Source organism: Bacillus sp. EB106-08-02-XG196 (genome assembly GCF_013396335.1).
Classification (GTDB): domain Bacteria; phylum Bacillota; class Bacilli; order Bacillales; family Cytobacillaceae; genus Neobacillus.
This window is the reverse complement of sequence record NZ_JABWSY010000010.1, coordinates 25,812-43,420: the sequence shown is the minus strand read 5'-3', so window position 1 is coordinate 43,420 and position 17,609 is coordinate 25,812. Positions and strand designations below refer to the sequence as shown.

General features: G+C 41.9%; 14 protein-coding genes. 2 read left to right on the top strand and 12 right to left on the bottom strand.

The window, feature by feature from the left end; genetic code table 11:
• Positions 1-105 precede the first annotated feature (105 nt).
• The 3 genes from MLOOGBEN_RS16340 to aceB form a co-directional block, all read right to left on the bottom strand.
• Positions 106-249, bottom strand: a complete 144-nt coding sequence (locus MLOOGBEN_RS16340) for a hypothetical protein (protein WP_179159337.1) — start codon at positions 247-249, stop codon at positions 106-108.
• A gap of 71 nt (positions 250-320) precedes the next feature.
• A complete protein-coding gene (gene aceA / locus MLOOGBEN_RS16335; protein WP_179159336.1) occupies positions 321-1,598 on the bottom strand; it encodes an isocitrate lyase in 1,278 nt (425 codons plus the stop codon).
• A 31-nt stretch (positions 1,599-1,629) separates the two neighbouring features.
• Positions 1,630-3,222: a malate synthase A gene (aceB, locus tag MLOOGBEN_RS16330; protein ID WP_179159335.1), complete on the bottom strand. Its 1,593-nt coding sequence runs from the start codon at positions 3,220-3,222 to the stop codon at positions 1,630-1,632.
• 254 nt (positions 3,223-3,476) lie between these two features.
• On the opposite strand from aceB, the gene MLOOGBEN_RS16325 reads away from it, so the two are divergent.
• Positions 3,477-3,683, top strand: coding sequence for a hypothetical protein (locus tag MLOOGBEN_RS16325; protein WP_179159334.1), 207 nt, complete (start codon positions 3,477-3,479; stop codon positions 3,681-3,683).
• Positions 3,684-3,733: 50 nt separating this feature from the next.
• Here the strand turns inward: MLOOGBEN_RS16325 and MLOOGBEN_RS16320 are convergent, their stop codons facing one another.
• Positions 3,734-4,783 (bottom strand): glycoside hydrolase family 15 protein, encoded by a 1,050-nt coding sequence (locus tag MLOOGBEN_RS16320; RefSeq protein WP_179159333.1) that lies wholly within the window; start codon positions 4,781-4,783, stop codon positions 3,734-3,736.
• A gap of 167 nt (positions 4,784-4,950) precedes the next feature.
• Between MLOOGBEN_RS16320 and MLOOGBEN_RS16315 the strand changes: the two genes are divergently transcribed.
• Complete coding sequence (locus MLOOGBEN_RS16315; protein WP_179159332.1) at positions 4,951-5,127, top strand: hypothetical protein; 177 nt, start codon at positions 4,951-4,953, stop codon at positions 5,125-5,127.
• A 19-nt stretch (positions 5,128-5,146) separates the two neighbouring features.
• Here MLOOGBEN_RS16315 and MLOOGBEN_RS16310 read toward each other — a convergent pair whose 3' ends face one another.
• The 8 genes from MLOOGBEN_RS16310 to pcrA all read right to left on the bottom strand — a co-directional run bounded on the left by MLOOGBEN_RS16310 (position 5,147) and on the right by pcrA (position 17,569).
• Positions 5,147-5,773 carry an NAD(P)-binding protein gene (locus tag MLOOGBEN_RS16310; protein ID WP_179159331.1) on the bottom strand — a complete coding sequence of 209 codons (627 nt, stop codon included), beginning with the start codon at positions 5,771-5,773 and terminating at the stop codon, positions 5,147-5,149.
• Between the two features lie 9 nt (positions 5,774-5,782).
• Positions 5,783-7,228, bottom strand: coding sequence for a uroporphyrinogen-III C-methyltransferase (gene cobA / locus MLOOGBEN_RS16305; protein WP_179159330.1), 1,446 nt, complete (start codon positions 7,226-7,228; stop codon positions 5,783-5,785).
• A 37-nt stretch (positions 7,229-7,265) separates the two neighbouring features.
• Entirely contained in the window at positions 7,266-7,586 is a 321-nt protein-coding gene (nirD, locus tag MLOOGBEN_RS16300) for a nitrite reductase small subunit NirD (RefSeq protein WP_179159329.1), read from the bottom strand.
• Between the two features lie 6 nt (positions 7,587-7,592).
• Entirely contained in the window at positions 7,593-10,007 is a 2,415-nt protein-coding gene (gene nirB, locus MLOOGBEN_RS16295; protein ID WP_179159328.1) for a nitrite reductase large subunit NirB, read from the bottom strand.
• Positions 10,008-10,338: 331 nt separating this feature from the next.
• A complete protein-coding gene (gene pruA, locus MLOOGBEN_RS16290; RefSeq protein WP_179159327.1) occupies positions 10,339-11,886 on the bottom strand; it encodes an L-glutamate gamma-semialdehyde dehydrogenase in 1,548 nt (515 codons plus the stop codon).
• Between the two features lie 127 nt (positions 11,887-12,013).
• Complete coding sequence (locus MLOOGBEN_RS16285; protein WP_179159326.1) at positions 12,014-13,180, bottom strand: CamS family sex pheromone protein; 1,167 nt, start codon at positions 13,178-13,180, stop codon at positions 12,014-12,016.
• A gap of 13 nt (positions 13,181-13,193) precedes the next feature.
• Entirely contained in the window at positions 13,194-15,200 is a 2,007-nt protein-coding gene (gene ligA, locus MLOOGBEN_RS16280) for an NAD-dependent DNA ligase LigA (protein WP_179159325.1), read from the bottom strand.
• 74 nt (positions 15,201-15,274) lie between these two features.
• Complete coding sequence (pcrA, locus tag MLOOGBEN_RS16275) at positions 15,275-17,569, bottom strand: DNA helicase PcrA (RefSeq protein WP_179159324.1); 2,295 nt, start codon at positions 17,567-17,569, stop codon at positions 15,275-15,277.
• Positions 17,570-17,609 lie beyond the last annotated feature (40 nt).

Here is a 17,609-nt window from a genome sequence, read left to right as displayed (position 1 = left end):
TCTGGCTATCCGCCAGTGTTTCTGGCTATCCGCCAGTGTTTCTGGCTATCCGCCAGTGTTTCTGGCTATCCGCCAGTGTTTCTGGCTATCCGCCAGTGTTCCTGGCTATCCGCCAGTGTTTCTTGCCATCCGCCAGTGTTTCTCGCCATCCGCCAGTGTTTCTCGCCATCCGCCAGTATTTCTTGCCATCCGCCAGTATTTCTCGCTATCCGCCAGTATTTCTTGCCATCCGCCAGTGTTTCTCGCCATCCGCAAGTATTTCCTCCTGCCAAGCCAAAAATCCCCCTCTCCATTACGGAGAAGGGGGATTTGCCGTAAGATTATTTTGTAAATTGCTCTTCCTCAGTTGACCCTTTTAACGCGGTCGTAGAGGATGTTCCACCCGTGATGACCATGGAAACTTGGTCAAAGTAGCCTGTTCCTACTTCACGCTGGTGTCTTGTTGCTGTGTAACCGTATTGCTCGCTGTCGAACTCAGCCTGCTGCAATTCGGAGTATGCAGCCATTCCGCGCTCTTTGTAGCCTCGAGCTAATTCAAACATGCTGTGGTTCAAGGCATGGAAGCCTGCAAGAGTTACAAATTGGAACTTGTAGCCCATTTTTCCAAGCTCTTGCTGGAATTTTGCAATCGTTTCTTGATCGAGTTTCTTCTTCCAGTTAAAGGATGGTGAGCAGTTGTAGGCAAGCATTTTACCAGGGAACTTTTCATGAATCGCTTCTGCAAAACGTCTCGCTTCCTCAATGTTTGGCTCAGCTGTTTCACACCAAATTAAATCAGCATATGGTGCATAGGCTAAGCCGCGGGCAATCGCCTGATCAAGTCCTGCGTTTGTACGGAAAAAGCCTTCTGCCGTCCGCTCGCCAGTAATAAACGGTGCGTCGTTCATATCAATATCACTCGTAATTAAATCAGCAGCATTTGCATCCGTGCGGGCAACCAAAACAGTTGGAACACCCATAACATCTGCCGCCAAACGAGCTGCGATTAAATTCCGAACCGCTGTTTGAGTTGGAAGTAAGACTTTACCCCCTAAGTGACCGCATTTTTTCTCAGAGGAAAGCTGATCTTCAAAGTGAACGCCTGCAGCTCCTGCTTCAATCATTCCCTTCATCAATTCAAAGCAGTTTAACTGTCCGCCGAAGCCCGCTTCTGCGTCAGCAACAATTGGAACAAACCAATCGATAGAATCATCGCCTTCTGAATGGGTAATTTGATCGGCACGCTGAAGTGCTTGGTTAATTCGCTTTACCACATTCGGTACGCTGTTTGCTGGATACAAGCTTTGGTCCGGATACATATTTCCAGAAAGGTTGGCATCCGCTGCAACCTGCCAGCCACTTAGGTAAATTGCCTTCAACCCTGCTTTTACCTGCTGTACCGCTTGATTCCCAGTTAACGCCCCTAGTGCATTAACGTAACTTTCTTCATTCATTTGCTGCCAAAGCTTTTCTGCACCACGTCTAGCCAATGTATGCTCGATATCAATAGAACCACGAAGCTTAATAACATCCTCAGCTGTATACGGTCTAGTAATTCCATTCCAACGTTTATCTAACTCCCAGCTTTCTTGTAATTCCTTCGCTCTTGAATTTGTCATTTTAAATTCCTCCTATTAATCTATTATTTTTTTATAAAAGCTTATACCCAGGTAATGTTAAAAACTCTACAAACTCATCATTTAGGATCAAGCTGTCAAATAGCTCAACCGCTTCAGTGAATCGGCCATTCTCATATGCACGGCATCCAATTTCAGCCTGTATTTTCTCTAATTCCTCAGATTTAAATTGCTCATACAGATCGGCAGTTATTTTTCTCCCATCCGTGAGTACACCTTTTGGGTGGCGGATCCACTGCCAAACTTGAGCCCGAGAGATTTCTGCAGTTGCCGCATCCTCCATTAAGTTATGAATGGGTGCTGCTCCTCTTCCAGATAACCATGAAGCAATATATTGAATTCCTACATTGATATTTACGCGCACACCTTCTTCGGTAATTTTACCGTTTGGTGTCTCGAGTAAATCACTGGCTGTTATCGTAATTTTTTGTTGTTTATTTGTATGAATCTGGTTAGCCAGCGGCATTTCTCGATTGAATACTTCTAGAGCTACCGGTACCAGACCCGGGTGTGCGACCCATGTACCATCATGACCATCGTATGCTTCCCGTTCCTTATCAGCACGGACCTTTGCGAATGCTTCGTCGTTAGCCTGCTGATTGTCGCGAATCGGTATTTGTGCCGCCATCCCGCCAATTGCAGGTGCTTTCCGTCGGTGACAAGTTTGAATGGTAAGCAATGAATAGGAACGCATAAATGGTACCGTCATCGTTACCTGGGATCGATCCGGCAGAATGATATTTTCATGGTTACGCAGTTTCTTCAAATAGCTAAAAATATAATCCCATCTGCCGCAGTTTAAGCCTGCTGAGTGTTCCTTTAATTCAAATAGAATTTCATTCATTTCAAATGCTGCCATAATGGTCTCAATTAAGACTGTTGCTTTAATCGTTCCTTGTGGTATCCCAAGTTTTTTCTGCGCAAAAATAAAGACATCATTCCAAAGCCGCGCTTCTAAATGGCTTTCTAGCTTCGGCAGGTAAAAATAAGGACCTGTTCGCCCGGCCAGCAAGTTTTTTACATTATGGAAAAAGTACATTCCAAAATCGAAAAAGCTTCCAGAAATAGGCTTGCCATTAAGCAGCACATGTTTCTCTTCAAAATGAAGTCCACGTGGTCTTACAAATAAAACCGCTGTTTCCTCATTCAGCACATATCTTTTTCCATTTTGATTTTCATAAGAAATCGTCCGATTTACTGCGTCTCTTAGGTTGATTTGTCCCTCGACGATATTTTCCCAGGTTGGTGAAGTAGCATCTTCACAGTCTGCCATAAAAACCTTTGCACCCGAATTTAGTGCGTTGATGACCATTTTTCTATTCGCCGGCCCAGTAATCTCTACCCGGCGATCCAGGAGGTCTTTTGGCAATGGAGCAATTGTCCAGTCCCCATTACGAATTTGCTTTGTTTCAGGAAGGAAATCCGGAAGATTTCCGTGATTCAATTCCTCTTGGCGTTTTTGCCTGTACTGCAACAGTTCAGTTCGCCTTGCCCCAAAGCTTTGCTCGAGTTCCTCAATAAATTTCAGCGCTTCTGGTGTTAAAACCTCATCGTATCGCGCTTTCTTAGCACCAACTACTTCAATTCCTGTTGTTTGCGTCGACATGAACGTATTCACCTCTTTGTTATAATACAGTGTATATCCATGTGTTGTATTATATAACAATGATTTTCAAAATGGAACTATTTTTTCAGAAAATTTTCAAAAATAGGTATAAATTCCCTGTTGAAGTTTCCTTAAGTATTATTTTCAATCTGATTCGTTCAGTTGAAAGGTGAATTTTTCCAATAATATTTAGCAGATGGAAGGTCATTATATAGAGGTGATTCAAAATTAAATTTTAAGGGGGAATAGAAGTTATGCCACAAATCGATGTCAATCAATTAAATCAAGCGAAAGCTAATGTTACACTGACACAAACCCTGCTGAGTCAAGCAATTGAAAAAGCAAATTCTGATCCAACCCTAGCACAGGAAGCAATGAAACAGGCTTCCAACGAAATATCTTCCGCATTATCGGCTGTTACTCAAGCACAAAATTCAGCAAAAACCTCTCCTTTGGAATAAATGCTGAACTAACCCAAAAGGGCTGCCGACATTCTCGGGCAGCCCTCCACTTATAAAATATGTTCATAACGCTCTTTTGCTAGGATATACATGGCACTTCCCCATCCTAGCGGTGTATTGGAATTATAGCTATCTGTTCTTGCAAAATACAGTTCTGGCAAGCTCCCGTCACTGAGCATTACCTTTTCTGTTCGTTTTATATAATGATTTGCTTTTTCAACATTGCCTAACTCTAAATGGCAAAGCGCCAGCCACGGCAGCCCAAATGTCCATTCTGCCTCCGTACCATAATAAAACGGAAAATCGTGATGCCTTCCTTCATGTTCAACTGTGGAATAATAGGAATCACCCTTGTAGCGGATAACCCCGCGTTCACGCAATAAGTTTGATTCAATTTGGTCAACTACCACGCTCGCTTCCTCCCCCATTAAAACCCCATATGGGAAGATTAAACTCAATTGTGCTAAATCAAATGGACGGTCACTGCTTTCATGTGGATAAAGATTAGCCAGGGTCTGCCTGCCCTTCGTAATCCATTCTCCTGGCACAAATACTAAATCTTTTACAGCCTGTAAGCCTGCTACACACGCCCCAACAGAACTTGAATGGATTTCCCTCCATTCTTCCCACATACCATTATCTGCGTCTTCCCAGTACTGTACACAGCCTAAATAACCAACCAGCTTTTGTACAATCTCGTGATCCTTTTCATCTCTTAGGATGTTTTTACCTTTCTTTTGGCCCATCCCAATCCCCCAAAGGATGGCTCCTATAGCGTCATGCTGAGCATGTCCCCAAGGTGTATCTATTTCCCTTACTTCAGAAGCAGAGTATCGAGCGTGAATGTACTCCCATTGCTCTCTTGGCCTTTGAACGGTATGAATATCCAATTTCCATTCGTATTCTCTAAATAAGTCCAATATCCGGTGGTAGGTCATTTCATAAATTTGATTGTTTTTTTCTAAATAAGGTAAGGACATATAGAAAGAATCTCGTAACCAAACATAATGATAGTCCTTTGACGAAGAGGCCAAATACAATCCATGCGGCAAACGTAATTGATCTAAAATTTGATAGCTATGAAATATTTTCTCATTCATCATTTCAACCCCGTTTACTTTTTACCATTCTTTTTAACCCGTTTGCAGCCTTTTTATACAAAAAAAAACGTGTATAAACTATGAAAAAGTTGTCTATGCTTACTACTATAAAAATAGATTAGGAGAGTGGAGAAACATGAAGGTTTTGATAGTAGGGGGAAATAGCAATGAGCGTGGATGAATTAAATAAAATTATTGCTGTTAAAAGGATGGACTTAGAGGAATGTGAACAAGAGCTTAATAGTCGATATTACCCTTCGATAGTGAGAGTTGCGATGATGAATTACATTATGAATTTACAGGAACAATTAGAGGAGTACGATAACAACCCTATTAATTTATAAAAAGAAATGACGTGCGAATTCACACGTCATTTTCTATGTTTTGCAAAAGCCTTGCAAAATCAGCTTCGCGATTTGGACTTTTCAAGAACTCCTCATTTACGATTGCTGTTAATATTTTTCCTTTTCTAGAGGGGTCTTTCACTTCTTTTAATATTCGCTGCCTGGCAGTAAATAGGAATTCTAGATACTCTTCATACTGTTCATCAAATTGGTGTTCTAGCTGTTCCCTAATTTTCCTTGCCAGTGTTGGACTAGCACCGCCTGTTGATACAGCAATGCTCAATCGTCCTCGTTGAATCTGTGAGGGAACATGAAAATCGGATCCATCTGGGTCATCGGCAATGGTCACCAGCTGTTGGTTGCCCGCTGCCATTTTAATAGACTGATTTAACTCATTGTCATTCGTAGCAGCAAAAGTTAAAAACGCACCTTCAATGTCTTCTTTTGAAAAGGGCTTTTCGAGCCACTCTATCAATCCACCACTAGCAAGGCCTTTTAGTTTATCTGTAGCTTGAGGACTAATCACGGTGATACGCGGGCCCGTACCAAGCAGTCCGGTTACTTTCCGCTCTGCAACCCTGCCGCCGCCTATAACCACTACTTTTTTCCCCTCGAGCTTTAACATAATCGGATAGTTCGAATTCAAGTAAACACCCTACCTTTCCTCAGGCATTTCCAGGCTGATTAAGTATTCCACCAAAGCTTTTCTTGTTGGGGAATCAGGCATTCCATCTAACACTAAGCCCGCACGTTCAACCGCTTCTTTTGTCTGCTGTCCCAAACATACCACTTGTACACTTTTTAAAAGGTCAAACACGTCTATACCGCATTCCATCAGGCCTTCAATAAATACCTCAACAGATGCCGCGCTTGGAAATACCATCGTATTTATATCAGCTTCCTCTAGCATTCGTTGAAAAATAGGCAGAAACTGCCGGTCTAACGATTTTTTACTCGTAACTATGAAGTCGGCATTTTCAAAATCATATTTATTATTCTCTCCGACAACCAGCAAGCTTCCTTCCTTTGGCATGTCTTCGATGAGTCTACCAAGAAAACCACGCTCTCTTAATGCGTTAATAGATTTGCTGGAGCATCCATAGAAATCAGCAGGTATTCTCCGAATATCTATCCCTTTTTCGATAACTGCATTAAAAAATTCACCGACGCTTTCAGGAGATGAGAACAAAACTTTATCGTAGTCCGTAATATTCCCTAATTCAACAGGCAATATAGTCTTTTTCCATCTTGGGAACTCGATAACATCTGCGCCCTTTTCCATCAATTCCTTCGCAATGCCACTAACACTTCCTCCTGTACGGGCAAGTACTATTTGACGGCCGTACAAGGGCATTTTTTCAAACCAGCTGATTTTTTCACGGAGGAAAATGACATCTCCAACAAGAATAATGGACGGGTTGCTAAACTTAGCCTGTAGTACCTTTGCTGCAATATCTGTTAGAGTGCCTTGTAGGGTCTTCTGGCGCCCGAATGTTCCCCACTGAATTAAAATGACTGGCGTGGCAGCTGGTTTGCCATGCGCGATAAGATTTTCACAGATATAAGGCAGATTTCCAACACCCATGTAAAAAGCAATTGTGTCAACGCCGCGGACAAGGCCTTCCCAATCAAGCATCGGCTTGCCATCGACTGATTTATCATGCGCCGTTACGACTGCAAACGATTCTGCATACTCACGATGGGTAACAGGAATTCCTGCATAAAGGGGGGCTGCAATCCCCGATGAAATGCCAGGAACAATTTCAAATGGAATTTGATAGCGGGCAAGGGCTGCGGCTTCTTCGCCAACTCGTCCAAATACCCCAGGATCTCCGCCCTTTAATCGGACGACCACTTTACCTTCCAGTGCCTTTTCAACTAAAAGGTCGTTGATATTCTCTTGGCGTAAAATATGGCGGTCAGGTAATTTGCCGCAATAAATCAACTCGCAATCATCAGGAGCAAACTCCAATAACTTTGGATTGGCAAGCCGGTCATATAAAATAACTTCAGCCTGCTGGATTGCCTCCATTCCCTTTACCGTGATTAAGCGAACATCCCCCGGCCCTGCTCCTACTAGAAATACTCTTCCTGTTTTCATCCTGCAGCCATCCTTCCAAACGCTTTATAAAAAGCTCTTATATTATAATATAAACGTTATCTCCTTCTACTTCCACCTGATAGGTCTTTACCTGGCCTTCATCTGGGGCTTGAACTTTTCCGTCCGCTAATGAGATTTTCCAATCATAAACTGGGCAGAAAACAAACTCACCGCTCACTAAACCTTCGATTAAAACACCGCCTTTTGGATGCGGACTTCGGTTTTCAATCGCAAATACCTTACCGTTTGTAACCTTAAATAACGCCACATCATTATCATGTATTTTCACAGAATATCCTGCCCTTACTGGGAGGTCAGAATAACTAGCAACTAGAGTCCGAGTTTTTGTTAAAATCATTTATAATCACTCCCCTGCCTTGACAGTGTGTACGGCATAATATTTATCTTTAATATTTTCACTTTCGATTGCTTCATTCCAAGGTTCAATGTACTTTTTCAATGTTTGATCCATACGCTCATTTAATGCTTTTCTCGTTTCTTCGTTAGCAAGGACCTCTTTGACATGCTCTAGGCCAATACGTTCTACCCACTTTGAAGTACGCTCCAAGTAATTCGCTTTTTCTCGGTAATATTGAAGGTAGGCACCGGTCATTTCCATGACCTCCGCTTCTGTTTTTACCGTAGCTAATAGGTCACCCGCACGAAGATCGACACCGCCGTTACCAGCCACATAAATTTCCCAGCCTCCATCAATTCCAACAAAGCCAATGTCTTTAATTCCAGCCTCTGAGCAGTTTCTTGGACATGCAGACACACCCATTTTTACTTTATGCGGGGTATCAAGACGTTCAAATTTCTTCTCGAGCTCAATCCCAAGTGTCATTGAATCCTGTGTGCCATAGCGGCAGAATTGAGCTCCTACGCATGTTTTAACCGTACGCAGTGTTTTCCCATATGCATAACCTGATGGCATATCAAGCTCTTCCCACATGCTTGGCAGGTCTTCTTTTTTCACTCCGAACAAGCCAATCCGCTGCCCTCCGGTTAATTTTACTAATGGTACCTCATACTTTTCAGCAACTTCGGCAATTTTTTTCAAATCAGCCGCACTTGTCACACCACCATACATTCTTGGTACGACTGAGTATGTTCCGTCCTTCTGAATATTCGCATGCATTTTCTCGTTTACAAGGCGTGAGTCACGGTCATCCTTGTATTCGTCCATATGAATCATTCCTAGGTAGTAGTTGATAGCCGGACGACATTTCGTACATCCTTCTTCGTTATTCCATTCTAGAACGTTCATGACTTCTTTAACGCTTGTTAAGCCTTTTTCTTTAATTTCAGCAATCAATTCTTCACGGCTGATGGTTGTACAACCACAAATGCTTGTTTTTTGCGCCGCAGCTGCATCGAATTGGTCACCAAGTGTATAGGCTAAAATGTCATTCACCATCGGCTTACAGCGACCGCAAGAACGTCCGGCATTTGTACAATGACTTACTTGATCGAGAGTGGTAAGACCTTGTGTTTTGATTGCCTCAACGATTGCACCTTTCGTAACACCGTTACATCCGCATACCAATTCATCATTTGGCATCGAAGCAATGTCGCCGCTTCCGACTTCGGCTGAACATTGTGATTCAAAAATGGACACCCCAGTGATATCCTCTTTTTTGGTCAGCATTCGGAACAATCTTGTACTATCTTTTGTATCACCATATAGTACAATCCCAACAATTCTATTATTGCGGACTAATACCCTTTTATAGATTCCTTCGTATTCGTTGTAGACCATAATCGATTTAGTGGTACCATCTTCAAAAATTTCACCTGCTGAGTAAAGGTCCACCCCAGCCACTTTTAGTTGAGTTCCTGTTACTGAGCCTTCATATGGCGCTGCTTCTTTCCCACAGATTCTTTCCGCCAGAATTTTACCTTGCTCGTATAATGGCGCAACCAAACCGTAGACAATTTCCCTATGCTCGGCACATTCGCCCACAGCATAGACATTCGGTGCACTTGTTTCCATAAAGTCATTAACAACAATTCCACGATTTACATAAATTCCGCTGTCTTTCGCAACACTGGTATTCGGCTTTATTCCGATTGCCATCACAACAAGGTCCGCTGGAACGAGGGAACCATCTCTAAAACGCAGACCAGCAACGCGCTCATCGCCGATAATTTCAACGGTTTCCTTTTCCATTAAGAATTTCATACCCTGTGATTCAAGCTCAGCTTTTAGTAACGAGGAAGCAATTGGATCCAATTGACGCTCCATTAAACTTGGCATAAGGTGTACAACATCGACCTTCATTCCAAGGTTCAGTAATCCTCTTGCTGCTTCAAGACCAAGTAGTCCGCCGCCGATTACCACTGCTTTTTTATAGTTTTTAGCTGACTTGATCATCATTTCACAATCTTTTATATCACGAAACCCGGTAACGCCTAATTTGTCCGCACCCGGAATTGGCAGGATAAAAGAATTGGAACCTGTGGCAAAAATGAGTTCATCGTACACTACTTCACGGCCTTGGTCGGATAGTACAAGCTTTTTTTGTGTATCAATCTTGGTTGCAGTTTCACCAGTAAATAACTGAATATTATTTTCTTTATACCAGTCTAATGAATTTATTATGATATCTTCAAAGCTCGTATCTCCTTGAAGAATATTTGATAATTTTATGCGATTATAGTTTGGGTGTGGCTCTTGTCCAAATATAGTAATTTCAAATTGCTCTGGTGAAAGTTTAAGAATTTCCTCTATTGTTCTAACTCCCGCCATCCCGTTTCCGATCATCACTAGTTTTTTCATATTGGATTCGCTCCTTTATAGTGGTTTATCTATGAATTTACGTTAATGATGTTTTTCTCTATAAAAACATTGTAAATGTTGAGGGGGCTGATTGATTGTGACGTACTTCACAATTCACCGTTAGTTTGTGAATCATTTCACATTATTGTCAAATATCAGTACGGAATTGTAGGGGCGGAAGGAAGGTTTGGACTATTTTGATGGAGTTTTGGACTTTTATTTAATAGTTTTGGACTATTTTCAAGGGGTTATGGACTATTAGACATTATTTACCATAAATCAATGAATTAAAAAGCCCAACTCATATGAGTTGGGCTTAAAAAATTGGGTATTAATACATCTCAGATGTTGTTTTAGCTTGCATATGAAGCAACAAGTAGTCAGGTCCGCCTGCTTTGGAGTCCGTTCCAGACATGTTGAAGCCGCCGAATGGCTGATAACCAACAATCGCGCCTGTACATGAACGGTTGAAGTATAGGTTACCAACATGGAAGTCTTCACGAGCCTGCTCAAGGTGTTCACGGTTAGTTGTAATAACAGCACCCGTTAAGCCATACTCTGTGTTGTTCGCAATTTCAATTGCTTCCGTGAAATCCTTCGCTTTTGTGAAACCAACCACTGGGCCAAAGATTTCTTCCTGCATGATTCGTGCATCTGGAGCTAGGTCTGCAACCACTGTTGGTTGAATGAAGTAGCCTTTTGAATTGTCTCCTTCGCCGCCAGTCAATACCTTACCTTCTTGCTTGCCGATTTCTACATATTCCATGATTTTCTTAAACGCGTTATTGTCGTTAACAGGACCCATGAATGTTCCTTGCTCAGTTGGGTCACCTACTGTTAATTCTTTCGTTAATTCAACCACACGATTCAATACGGTATCATAAACATCCTCAACGATAACCGCACGAGAGCATGCTGAACATTTTTGGCCTGAGAAACCAAATGCTCCTGCAACGATTGATTGTGCAGCAAGCTCAAGGTCTGCCTCTGAGTCAACTACAATCGTATCTTTACCGCCCATTTCAGCGATCAAACGCTTCATCCAAACTTGACCTGGGTTTACTTTAGAAGAACGTTCGAAAATACGAAGTCCAACATCACGTGAACCGGTGAAGCTGATGAAACGAGTATCTTTATGGTCTACTAAGTAGTCCCCAACTTCTGCACCGCTTCCTGGTACAAAGTTTAATACGCCTTTAGGAAGACCTGCTTCTTCCATTACTTCAACGAATTTTGCTGCAACAACAGGAGTCGTAGAAGCCGGTTTCAAAAGAACCGTGTTACCAGCAACGATCGCTGCGACTGTTGTACCAGCCATAATCGCTAATGGGAAATTCCAAGGTGAAATGATAATACCAACGCCTAGTGGAATGTAGTTATAACGGTTAAATTCGTTTGGACGGCTATTTACTGGAACGCCATCTTTAAGTGCCAGCATTTGGCGGCCATAATATTCAAGGAAGTCAATCGCTTCCGCTGTATCTGCATCCGCTTCTCTCCATGGTTTACCTGCTTCTTTTGTTAAAAGGGCTGAGAACTCATGCTTACGGCGGCGAATGATAGTCGCAGCTTTGAATAATACATCCGCACGTACTTCAGCTTTCACTTTTTTCCATGTTTTGAATGCTTCAACCGCTGCCTGCATAGCTTGTTCCGCAAGATCCCTGCTGGCTTTGGATACACTGCCAATTACTTCTTTGTGATTAGATGGATTATAAGAAACGATTTTATCTTCAGTTGTTATTCTTTCCCCGCCAATTACAAGTGGGTAATCTTTGCCTAAGTAACTTTCAACTGTCTTTAAGCCGTTTAAATAGTTTTGTCGGTTTTCTTCATTTGTAAAATCTGTGAATGGTTCATGCTTATAAGGTTGTACCATGTCTAAAACCTCCTATGTAGTAAAAACATTACATCCTTGTACATTCTAACATGTTTCTTTTGTAGCTATCAATGGGTAGCCTTAGAGGGCAAATTTTGGTAAAAAAAGACCTGACCAAGAAGTCAGGCTAGTAAATATGCACAAATGGTTCAGCTTCGTTTGCCTTGCGGACAATTAATGCTTCTGGTCCGTCAACCGAAGTAACACTTACCGAAACGGATATATAATCTGGAAAATGCTCGAGGACAAGACCGGTTACATATTGAGTAAACCCAATGGCCTCGGATTTCCCGTAGAACTGAATCGGAATCGTAATATCTAAATCAGTAAATTGATCTCCAATATAAAAGGCCCGGCCAATGACCCCGTTAAAGTTTGGAAAATATTCCTCAACATCCTGCTTAAAGTTTAAAAAGGCTGTTACATCATCGCGGTGTGCCTCTTGAGCTTCGGTTGATGGAAATAGGAAATACTTTTCAGAAACAGGCTCCCAAGCATTTATCGTTGAGCTTCCCTTATCAACATTGGCATAGGTGAAAAAGGTGCCAGGGACTACAGATGATCGGCTTTGCTGTTCAAATAGAGCAATGGTAATCGGAACATCCTTTAGATTTTTCGTTGCCCGGAGACGTTTAAGGACTTCTTCCGCAATCTTTTTCCCTTCCCGTTCCATTTCGGCAAATTCAATTTCCCTCTCAAAGTAAGGTTCACCTACTGCAGTACGATAATAATGGACGGAATTTAGTGCCAGTCCAATAACGACACCACCCAATTTGACTGTTTCATTTTCTCCTTTGATTAGGTAATCATGCTCTAAGATGTGGGCTAAGTAGATAGGACTATTACTATTTCCTTCCTGAAAATCTGCGCTGTCTTCCATAAGCGGGTTTAAGCCGATATTTTCATCTGCTTTTAAACCCTCTTCCTTCAATTGCGCTTCTGTAAATTTACGATTTAACCATAGTCTTACGGTATTACGCTTTAACTCCTGTCCTTCACGGAATAAATAGGTTTTAGGGTCAAATTGATGCTGCGCAATCCTCATCAAACCTGTTTCAAATTCATTAATGTCATATCTAGTATTAATATTCCCAACGATTAATCCGCGTGCTTCCCCAGGCTCGAACGGTAAAATCGTCCGATAATAATTATCGGAAATATTATATTTCGGAATAATTGCTTTCTCTTCCGCCTCTTCTTTTGTTTGCACAACATTCTCCTGTTTTTGAAAGTTTGGTGCACATCCACTGAGCAGAATGACAAAAGAAAGAGCGAGCAATGAGAGTTTTCTCACATCGATACACCTCTTATTTATTTAATTCTACCAAAAGCTTCTCCTCGTCCCAAACTTCAATTCCCAGCTCCTCGGCCTTCGTAAGCTTTGAACCCGCATCCTCACCTGCGATAACAAGGTGTGTTTTCTTGCTGACACTTCCTGAAACATTTCCTCCAAGAGCCTCAATCTTCTCTTTCGCTTCATTCCTAGAGAGCTGTTCCAATTTACCTGTCAGAACGACCGTTTTTCCAGCAAAAATACTATCTGATTCTTCAACTGAAACTGGTTTTGCTCCTTTGTATAGCATGTTTACTCCGGCCTCTGTTAATTCCTTTAGCAGAGCTTCCGCTTCTGCTTGTTCAAAAAAGGCAACAATCGAATCTGCCATTTTATCGCCGATTTCATTGATTCCAATCAAGTCTTCTTTTGTTGCAGATGCTAGTTTGTCCATAGTATCAAAGCTTTGTGCAAGTGTTTTAGCTGCTTTCGCACCAACATGGCGAATACCCAGGCCAAATAAAAGCTTTTCTAATGAATTAGCCTTCGATGCTTCAATCGCTTTTAACAGATTCGTAACTGACTTTTCGCCCATTCTTTCTAAGGCTATCAGCTGATCATAGGTTAGTTTATAAATATCGGCAACATCCGAGATTAATTTTTCTGAAAAAAGCTGACTGATAACTTTTTCACCAAGGCCATCAATGTTCATTGCATCCCGTGATACAAAATGAATAAGTCCTTCACGAATTTGCGCCGGACACTTCGGATTAATACAGCGTAATGCAACCTCACCTTCAAAACGGACAAGCTCGCTTTCGCATTCTGGACAATGCGTTGGCATTTGGAAATCACGTTCATCCCCAGTTCGTTGATCGAGAAGGACATTAACGACTTCAGGAATAATATCTCCAGCTTTCTTTACAACCACCTGATCGCCAATCTTTATATCTTTTTCTCGAATTAAGTCCTCATTATGCAAGGATGCACGCTGAACCGTAGTGCCAGCTACCTTAACCGGCTTTAAAATGGCAGTTGGCGTGACAACACCTGTCCTCCCAACACTTAATTCAATATCCAAAAGAGTTGTAACGACTTCTTCGGCAGGGAATTTATAGGCAATTGCCCAGCGTGGGCTTTTCGCCGTAGTTCCAAGCTTGCTTTGATGTTCATAGGAATCTACCTTAATAACAATTCCATCTATTTCATAGGGTAAATTTGGGCGTTTATCAACCCAGCTATTTACATATTCAATGACCTCGTTAATTGATGGACACTTTCGTCGCTCTTTATTTGTCTTAAAGCCAAGGTGATCTAAATAATCGAGTCCTTCACTATGTGAAGCAGCGTCTACCTCATTGCCTCCGCCTATTCCATATAAAAACACATCAAGGTTCCGTGAAGCCGCAATTTTTGGATCAAGCTGCCTTAGCGACCCCGCTGCCGCATTACGTGGGTTTGCTGCTAATTCTTCCCCGCGTTCAGCCTTTGCTTTATTTAATGCTTCAAAAGAGCTCTTCGGCATGTAAGCCTCGCCTCGAACCTCTAATGTTGCACTTTCCCGCAAACGGAGGGGAATCGATTTGATTGTCTTTAAGTTTGCCGTAATATCCTCGCCAATAGTGCCGTCCCCTCTAGTTGCTCCTTGGGTAAACAAACCATTTTCATAACGTAAGGAAACAGCAAGACCATCAATCTTTAATTCACAAACATAAGTGAAATCATCTCCCACCGCCTGGCGAATACGGCGGTCAAAGTCCTTTAAATCCTGTTCATTAAAAGCATTACCTAAGCTTAGCATAGGTGTGCGGTGCTCTACTTTTTCAAATAAGTCTAGTACCTTACCCCCAACACGAACAGATGGTGAGTCTGGTGTTTTTAATTCCGGAAAGTTTGCCTCAATCTCTAGCAGCTCCTGTAATAATCGATCGTACTCTGCATCGGGCACTGTAGGTTTATCCAGAACATAGTATTCATAGCCATATTGATTTAACAGGCTTTTTAGTTCATTGACTTTCAATTCCGCTGTTTGAAGGTCCATATATCCAGCCCTTTCATTGTAAAATAATACGAGAATAGCCCCATAACAGGGGCAATTCTTTTTTTAAAACTTATTTATATCTTTTTTGTAATGGGAGCGAACTTTGCTAGCAGGCGCTTGATGCCGGTAGGGCTAGGGAAAGCAATATCCAGCTCTGTTCCTTCGCCTTCTCCTTTAACGCTTACCACTGTTCCAATTCCCCATTTACCATGTTCAGCTTTATCGCCGACCCTCCAGCCGACAGTATCCCCGCTAGTTGAAGCAGCTAAAGGTCTCATGACTGGTTTTCTAGGTACCGGTGTTCCAAAGGAGGTTCCTGTTGTTCCAGAAGTACGGCTTCCAAAAGAAGTCCCTGGCGATCCAGAAGTGCTTCTTCCAAAAGAAGTGCCTCTAGAGCCGAAAGGAGTATTCATCCGTTCTTCTTTTTCCACACCCTCTAAAAGGTCTTCTGGTATTTCACTGATAAACCGGGATGCAGGATTCATGCTTGTACGCCCATACAACGTTCTCATCTGAGCATTGGTGATGAAAAGAGATTGCTCTGCCCGAGTAATACCTACGTATGCCAAGCGCCGCTCTTCTTCCATTTCTGCTTCTTCCATTAATGATCGACTATGAGGGAAAACTCCTTCTTCCAATCCAATTAAAAAGACGACTGGAAATTCCAGCCCTTTTGCAGAGTGCAAGGTCATAAGAGTAATGGAATCTGTTTTTTCACCGTCATCATCTAACGAATCAATATCGGCAACTAATGCTAAATCCGTTAAGAAGGCAACTAAACTCTTATCTTCACTCGCATCTTCAAAGTTCTTCGTAACAGATAATAATTCATCTAAGTTCTCAAGTCTGCTTTGGGCTTCGATTGATTTCTCTGCCTTCAGCATTTCACGGTAACCTGACTTATCTAAAATATCCTCTACCAGTTCTGTTACAGATAGAAACTCTTGCATTTGAGTATAGTTTTTAATTAAATCTCTAAATTCTCTAGCACCCTTCGTAATCTTGGGACTTAATCCTAGTAACTCAACGGAGTCGAGTGCCTGAAAAATAGAAATATCATGCATGGCAGCAAAATCAGCCATTTTATCTACTGAGCTAGACCCAATACCGCGTTTTGGCACGTTAATAATACGCTGTAAGCTGATGTCATCATCAGGATTAGAAATAAGTCTCAAATAGGCAAGCATGTCCTTGATTTCTTTTCTGTCATAGAACTTCGTTCCGCCGACAATGCTATATTCAATATTGGACTTTAACAGCACTTCCTCCATTACACGGGATTGAGCGTTCGTCCGGTAAAGGATGGCAACGTCAGAATTCTTGTACTTGCCGCCCTTTGTTAATTCTTTAATTTTACCCACAACAAACTGTGCTTCACCTTGCTCACTATCTGCACGATAGTAAACCAGTTTGTTTCCCTCTGGGTTTTCTGTCCAAAGGTTCTTTGCTTTACGAGTTGCATTATTTTCGATCACTTTATTTGCAGCTAGTAGAATTCTCTTTGTAGAACGATAGTTTTGCTCTAAGAGAATGACCGCAGCATTCGGATAATCCTTCTCAAATGAGAGGATATTGGCAATGTCTGCACCCCGCCAGCGATAAATCGACTGATCAGAATCCCCGACAACGCATAGATTCTTAAAACGATTGGCGAGAAATTTAACCAGCATATACTGTGCTCGGTTTGTATCCTGGTACTCGTCCACATGAATATACTGAAATTTCCGTTGATAATATTCAAGTACTTCAGGTACACGCTGAAACAGCTGAATCGTCATCATAATCAAGTCATCAAAATCGAGAGCCTGATTTTTCCGTAACCGTTTCTGATATTCTTTGTAAACATCACTGACCGTTTGTTCAAAATAACCACCAGCTGTTTTTTCATACTCCTCAGGACCAATCAATTCATTTTTCGCTGAACTGATAGCCCCCAGAATTGCCCGCGGGTCATTTTTTTTCGGATCAAGGTTTTTATCCTTAAGAATTCCTTTAACCACTGATTGCTGATCACCAGTGTCTAAAATCGTAAAGTTCCGGCTAAAGCCCATTCTGTCAATGTCCCTGCGCAGTATTCTTACACACATCGAGTGGAAAGTAGAAATCCAAATATCTTCGGCTGTACCGCCCATCATATTCCTGATACGCTCTCTCATTTCGCGAGCTGCCTTATTTGTAAAGGTAATCGCTAAAATGTTATAAGGATTTACACGTTTCTCAACAATTAAATAGGCTATACGATGTGTTAGTACTCTCGTTTTTCCACTACCTGCACCTGCCATTAGTAAAAGCGGACCGTCCGTTGCTTTTACTGCACTTTGCTGCTCTGGGTTTAACCCATTTAAAAGCTTGTCTGTTAAATATTGCATTCCTTCACCACCAAACCAAACGTTTGTTCTTATTTTAACT

Coding starts and splice junctions, on each gene's coding strand:
- nirB (WP_179159328.1), bottom strand. CDS start 10,007: ATGAAAAAACTAGTGATGATCGGAAACGGGATGGCGGGAGTTAGAACA.
- nirD (WP_179159329.1), bottom strand. CDS start 7,586: ATGATTTTAACAAAAACTCGGACTCTAGTTGCTAGTTATTCTGACCTC.
- aceA (WP_179159336.1), bottom strand. CDS start 1,598: ATGACAAATTCAAGAGCGAAGGAATTACAAGAAAGCTGGGAGTTAGAT.
- cobA (WP_179159330.1), bottom strand. CDS start 7,228: ATGAAAACAGGAAGAGTATTTCTAGTAGGAGCAGGGCCGGGGGATGTT.
- aceB (WP_179159335.1), bottom strand. CDS start 3,222: ATGTCGACGCAAACAACAGGAATTGAAGTAGTTGGTGCTAAGAAAGCG.
- ligA (WP_179159325.1), bottom strand. CDS start 15,200: ATGGACCTTCAAACAGCGGAATTGAAAGTCAATGAACTAAAAAGCCTG.
- MLOOGBEN_RS16340 (WP_179159337.1), bottom strand. CDS start 249: ATGGCGAGAAACACTGGCGGATGGCAAGAAATACTGGCGGATAGCGAG.
- pruA (WP_179159327.1), bottom strand. CDS start 11,886: ATGGTACAACCTTATAAGCATGAACCATTCACAGATTTTACAAATGAA.
- MLOOGBEN_RS16315 (WP_179159332.1), top strand. CDS start 4,951: ATGAGCGTGGATGAATTAAATAAAATTATTGCTGTTAAAAGGATGGAC.
- MLOOGBEN_RS16320 (WP_179159333.1), bottom strand. CDS start 4,783: ATGAATGAGAAAATATTTCATAGCTATCAAATTTTAGATCAATTACGT.
- MLOOGBEN_RS16325 (WP_179159334.1), top strand. CDS start 3,477: ATGCCACAAATCGATGTCAATCAATTAAATCAAGCGAAAGCTAATGTT.
- pcrA (WP_179159324.1), bottom strand. CDS start 17,569: ATGCAATATTTAACAGACAAGCTTTTAAATGGGTTAAACCCAGAGCAG.